At 51.8% G+C, this 5,594-nt stretch carries 6 protein-coding genes and 1 pseudogene; 3 read left to right on the top strand and 4 right to left on the bottom strand.

Going from position 1 to position 5,594, the window contains the following annotated elements; all coding sequences use genetic code 11:
* Nucleotides 1-125: 125 nt before the first annotated feature.
* Nucleotides 126-335, bottom strand: coding sequence for a hypothetical protein (locus ACVBEF_RS20395; RefSeq protein ID WP_447125744.1), 210 nt, complete (start codon nucleotides 333-335; stop codon nucleotides 126-128).
* A gap of 190 nt (nucleotides 336-525) precedes the next feature.
* Entirely contained in the window at nucleotides 526-1,308 is a 783-nt protein-coding gene (gene ugpQ, locus ACVBEF_RS20390) for a glycerophosphodiester phosphodiesterase (protein WP_447125743.1), read from the bottom strand.
* A gap of 289 nt (nucleotides 1,309-1,597) precedes the next feature.
* On the opposite strand from ugpQ, the gene ACVBEF_RS20385 reads away from it, so the two are divergent.
* The gene (locus tag ACVBEF_RS20385) at nucleotides 1,598-3,394 is read left to right on the top strand and encodes a glutamine--tRNA ligase/YqeY domain fusion protein (protein ID WP_447125742.1); all 1,797 of its coding nucleotides are present in this window, start codon (nucleotides 1,598-1,600) and stop codon (nucleotides 3,392-3,394) included.
* Nucleotides 3,395-3,653: 259 nt separating this feature from the next.
* Here the strand turns inward: ACVBEF_RS20385 and ACVBEF_RS20380 are convergent, their stop codons facing one another.
* Nucleotides 3,654-4,121, bottom strand: coding sequence for a GNAT family N-acetyltransferase (locus ACVBEF_RS20380; RefSeq protein WP_447125741.1), 468 nt, complete (start codon nucleotides 4,119-4,121; stop codon nucleotides 3,654-3,656).
* 52 nt (nucleotides 4,122-4,173) lie between these two features.
* Entirely contained in the window at nucleotides 4,174-4,683 is a 510-nt protein-coding gene (locus tag ACVBEF_RS20375) for a GNAT family N-acetyltransferase (protein WP_447125740.1), read from the bottom strand.
* 202 nt (nucleotides 4,684-4,885) lie between these two features.
* On the opposite strand from ACVBEF_RS20375, the gene ACVBEF_RS20370 reads away from it, so the two are divergent.
* Both ACVBEF_RS20370 and ACVBEF_RS20365 read left to right on the top strand, forming a co-directional pair.
* Nucleotides 4,886-5,281 (top strand): VOC family protein, encoded by a 396-nt coding sequence (locus ACVBEF_RS20370; RefSeq protein ID WP_447125739.1) that lies wholly within the window; start codon nucleotides 4,886-4,888, stop codon nucleotides 5,279-5,281.
* A gap of 76 nt (nucleotides 5,282-5,357) precedes the next feature.
* Nucleotides 5,358-5,594: pseudogene (locus tag ACVBEF_RS20365) on the top strand (hypothetical protein); the annotation flags it as partial.

Genomic DNA, 5,594 nt, shown 5'->3' with positions numbered 1-5,594 from the left:
TGATACAGCCCCTCCCTTCAGGGGTGCGTGTCAAGGAATATATTGCGCAAAAAGCCCGTCAGAATTGGCTTCTGACGGGCTTTTTGCAAGTCACAGGATCAGCGACGTATTAATACCCCTTATTTTTAATGGCCCTTATTTATCGAGCCAGTGCCAGCATGATGATGGTGGTGGTGCTTTTTATGGTGTTTGTGCATAGGCTTCGCAGCCGGTGCGGGTGCGGCTCCAGGTGCGGCCATTGGCGCTGCTGGTGCAGCAGCGGGGGCGTTTTGCGCCATGACAGGCAGAGCGAAAGCAGCGACGATTACAGCGGCTAACAGTGTATTGATCTTCATTTTGCATTCCTTTTCATCATCGTTGATAACATCGACTATTCAGAGCGCTACGAAAACCGGCTATTTGTTTAGTCAGCTATTGCGCCTGATTGCGATGAATTCGGCCAGACACTTGTTCTGTATGTCCTTAACGCGATGCCAGGCACGCAAGTTGACAGTGCCATTGCAAGAATTTTTCTTCACCCATCGCTCAACGCTTTAACCCAAAATCTGCCGCAATCAAATCAATCCGATCAGTACAAAATCCATCCACGCCCCAAGTCAATATTTCCTCAGCCCGCTTCACCGTATTGACCGTATAACAAAACACACCATACCCGGCTGCCTTGACCGCTGCAGCCTGCATCGGTGATAAATACTTGTGATTAGTATGCAGCGCAACCGCCCCCAACTCCTCTAAGCGCTGCTGCCAGTCATCCTCAATCACATCACTCAGAAACGCTCTCGGAATGGCAACAGCGGCAACTTGCGCCGCACGCAACGCCTCGGGCGAAAACGAAGACAGCAAAGGTAAATGCCGCGCCGTAATGGGACTTGGCCGGGCCACATACGCCACGCTTTCTTCCGCAAAAAATGCCTGCGTCGCCTGCGCCACGACATGCCCGGTCTCCACCTCAAAGCCTTCAACCGGTTTGATTTCAACGTTCATCCATATCCCGTGCTGCCGACAAAAAGCCATCGCCTGTTGATAAGTGCACACCTGTTCACCAGCAAACACCGGATCAAGCCAACTCCCCGCATCCATCGCCATCAATTGTGATGCAGTGAAATCATTGACCTTGCCCATACCCCTGACGGTGCGTCCCAACACCGGATCGTGCATTAATACCGGCACGCCGTCGGCAGACAACATCACATCAAACTCCACCGCCCGAAAACCATGCGTCCAGCCGCAACGCAAGGCTGCCAGCGTATTTTCCGGGGCTAAGATGCCACCACCGCGATGGGCGACGATTTTTGGATAGGGCCACATAGCTATTTGCTTTTCTGTTCGAAAAAGGGATGTCATTGAAACGCTACTTTACCTATAAACATTAAATTAAAATTATCAACTTAACTATATTTAGGGATATTAGCGATTTACGATAATTTAATACTCCGGCTGGGCACGGATTAGACACCGGAAACAACAACGCCACACCATCCACAGGTTAACAAAAACCCCAACGGCAGGATCGTCGAACCAGCTCGCTACGGTAAAATACCTCACATCCTTACCCTTCCATCCTTATTCTGCAAAGCGCTTTGCGAGAAAACCATTCATGAGCCACGACCCCAAAAACAACGCCTCTAACGGTTCCAACGGCCACAACACGCCAGCACCGGCCCCGTCCAACTTCCTGCGCAGCATTATCGAAGCCGATATGACCGCTGGCGTCTACGCCAACCGCAAGGACAGCCAGGGCCAGCCGTTGCCACCAGTCGTGACCCGCTTTCCACCAGAACCCAACGGTTATCTGCACATCGGTCACGCCAAGGCGATTTGCGTCAATTTTGGCCTCGCGCGGGATTACGCAGGCAGTTGCCATTTGCGCTTTGACGACACCAACCCTGAAAAAGAAGAGCAAGAATACGTCGACACCATCATCGACAGCGTCAAATGGCTAGGCTTCGACTGGAAAGACGCCACCGGCGATCATTTGTACTTTGCCAGCAATTATTTCGACCAGCTCTACACAATGGCCGAATACCTGATCAGTACCGGTCTTGCCTATGTAGACAGCCAAAGCGCCGAAGACATGGCCGCCAATCGCGGTAATTTCGGCGAAGTTGGCAAGGACTCACCATTTCGCACACGCACACCGGAAGAATCGCTAGACCTGTTCCGCCGCATGAAAGCAGGCGAATTCAAAGATGGCGCGCACATCGTCCGCGCCAAAATCGACATGGCCTCGCCCAACATGAATCTGCGCGACCCGGCCATCTACCGCATTCGTCACGCGCATCACCATCGCACCGGCGACAAATGGTGCATCTATCCGATGTACGACTACACCCACCCGATCTCGGACGCGCTCGAAAACATCTCGCACTCCATCTGCACACTGGAGTTTCAGGATCACCGTCCGTTTTACGACTGGATTTTAGAAAAACTCAGCGACGGTGGTTTCCTGCAAAAGCCGGTCCCGCGTCAATACGAATTTTCACGCCTCAACATTACCTACGTCGTCACCAGCAAACGCAAACTACGCCAACTGGTCGACGAAAACATCGTCGAAGGCTGGGACGATCCGCGCATGCCCACCTTAGTCGGCATCCGTCGGCGCGGCTACACACCCGAAGCGCTGCAACTATTTTGCGACCGCACGGGCGTGACCAAATCCGACGGCTGGATCGATATGAGTTCGCTCGAAGGCGCATTGCGCGAAGACCTCGACCCCAAAGCCCCGCGCGCAACAGCCGTACTGCGCCCCCTCCAACTGATCATCGACAACTTCCCCGAAGGCCACATCGTCGAATGCCACGCCCCCGTCTATCCACCGGCACACCCTGAACACGCCACGGCCCTGCGGCATTTCCCGATCAGCAAAAACGTCTGGATCGAACAAGAAGATTTCATGGAGACGCCCGTCAAAGGCTATTTCCGCCTGACCCCGCCCACAGCAGACAAACCCGGCAGCCGCGTACGCCTGCGCCACGGCTACATCGTGGAATGCACCGGCTTCGATAAAGACGCCGACGGCACCGTCACCGCCGTACATTGCAACTATTTCGAAGACAGCAAAAGCGGCACCGAAGGCAGCGCCAACTATAAAGTCAAAGGCAACATCCACTGGATCAGCGTAGCCCACGCGCTCGAAGCCGAAGTTCGTCTGTACGACCGCTTATTCAGCGACCCACATCCTGATGCAGGCGGCAAAGATTTCAAGCTGGCGCTCAATCCTCATTCCAAAGAAGTTGTCACCGCCTATCTGGAGCCGGGCATGATTGCGGCAATGCCTAAGGATCGTTATCAGTTCGAGCGGCACGGTTATTTTGTTGTAGACCGGGTTGATGCCGTGGCAGGCAAGCCGGTGTTTAACCGGACGGTGACTTTGAAGGATAGTTGGGTGAAGTAATTCATTGTTTTTGCAACTACAAAAATTTTTGACCGTCCCTTAGGTAAAGTGTTATGTCAAAGCTACTCAAAGCCCGCTCTGGCCGCATGGTCGGCCACACGCTGAACATTCAAAGTAGTCGGTAATCACACGTCATCATTAAAAATGCCTCCAGATTTGGAGGCATTTTTTATCGACGTTGGAATACCTTATACCGCGCAACAAAAACAATGCCGATATCTTCGGCAAGTAACCGGACTTCATCGAGAGTATTCGCCGTCTACAGTTTTGCCTGCAAACACATGGTCATGAACACACTGTTAGGGTCTTCAACATACTCACCGAATGGCCCACAGTAAGTGAAACCAACACTCTCATAGAGTTTCTGGGCAGGCTTAAATTCTTCCGCCGTACCAGTCTCAAGACTGAGCCGATCATATAAACGACACTTCGCGGTTTCAATGATCTGCGCCAGAATTGCCCGTCCCGCACCCTTGCGACGCAGCGCATTGGGAGTGCGCATGGACTTCACCTCACCATGCTTACTATCAAGTTCCTCGAGAGCTCCACAACCAATAAGGAGCGAGCCTTCCCAGGCAGACCAAAACGTCACATCAGGCTTTCGCAACCGGTCAAGATCAAGAGCGTACACACATTCAGGAGGTGAGAGCGCATACATACTTTGCAAATGCTCATTGAGCAATGCATGTATCGCAGGACGCGAGAGGTCGTCAATGTCGATTTTCATAGATGGATTCATCGGATAAGCACTCATAATAAAAAAGCGGTTAACGGTTTAGTCATTCCCACGCTGGTAAATATTGGAAAAAATACCTCTCCATCAGCGCCTGCGGTTTCAGTGGAGAAGTGAAACCGAACTGAGCATAAAGGCTATGCGCATCTCCGGTAGCAAGCGTAAAGCGACGAAGGCCTTGTAATTGAGTGGCCGATAGAACTGCCTGCACTATCGATTTTCCATAGCCTTTTCCACGATGTTCTCGCAGAACAAATACGTCCACAAGGTTCGCAAAAGTTGCATAGTCTGATATCACACGAGCAAACGCCACTTGAGAGTCGCCCAAAAAACCTCCAAAGCAAAGTGAATGCGCAATAGCGCACTCGACCGTGACCAGCGGAATATCTTTGGCCCAAGTTGACTCTTCAGATAGAAAGCGATGAATGCGTTGCACATCGAGTTCTCCCCGGTCTGTGCTGATTCGAAAATTTGACATAATCTCCAACGAAAAATAGGTACCGGTCGAAAGTCCTTTGCTATTGTAAAGTGTTAAATTAGATTGAACAATTGGCAATACTTTCTTCCCGGAGAGCCTACGGAATGCTGTCAATCTCAGACCCAATTTCACGATCGCCGCGCCGACTCACGTTGCATCATCAATGGGACAAATTGATTGCCCACATGATTGGCTGGTATTGGTTAAAAGGGAACCTTCGCATATTTTGCAATACGGTCTAAACTCTTCGCCAATGCTCAACTAAATCAGGGTCCCAACAATGCTAGACCATGTTTCCGTAACAGTTTCCGATATCCCACAAGCAGAAAAATTCTATGACGCGATATTCCTTGCCCTCGGCGTGAAAAAAGTGGGATCGGATCTTAAAGGCGGCTGGATCGGCTACGGTGACCGCGCCAATCCTGAGCAGCCAGACTTAACCTACTTCTCAGTCCGGCTTGGCCCCAAGCCCGAAGATGCACCGCGCCGTCATTGGTGCTTCAAAGCATCAACGCGCAGCCAGGTTGACGCCTTCTGGCACAACGGTATCGCCAACGGCGGCACCTGCAACGGTAAACCCGGTTTGCGTGATTATCACCACGCCTACTATGCCGCCTTTCTGTTCGATCCTGAGGGCAATCGGATAGAGGCGGTGTGCCACAGGGCGGATGATTAAGCAGGTGTCCATTGTGCGGCGAACTGGCTGTTGACCATTGATCAAAAATAATCCGTGCAACCACTTTCCTTCAACTATGACCATCATCAACGTTCGCGAGATGCTCGCAATAGATTGCGCAGCAGTTGCAGCACTCATGCCTGACCTTGGTTACGCAGCTACAACAGCTCAGGTTGAAGAACGCCTTTCCTTATTGAGCGCTCGTCCTGACAATGCCTTCTTCGTTGCCGAATTCGATGGTCAGATCATCGGCTGGTCGCATATCGATTCGTGCTCGATGAACCGGGCGCTTAGAGAAGCTATCACCGACTGC

Source organism: Glaciimonas sp. GG7, assembly GCF_052976905.1.
This window is presented reverse-complemented; position numbering and strand designations above follow the sequence as displayed.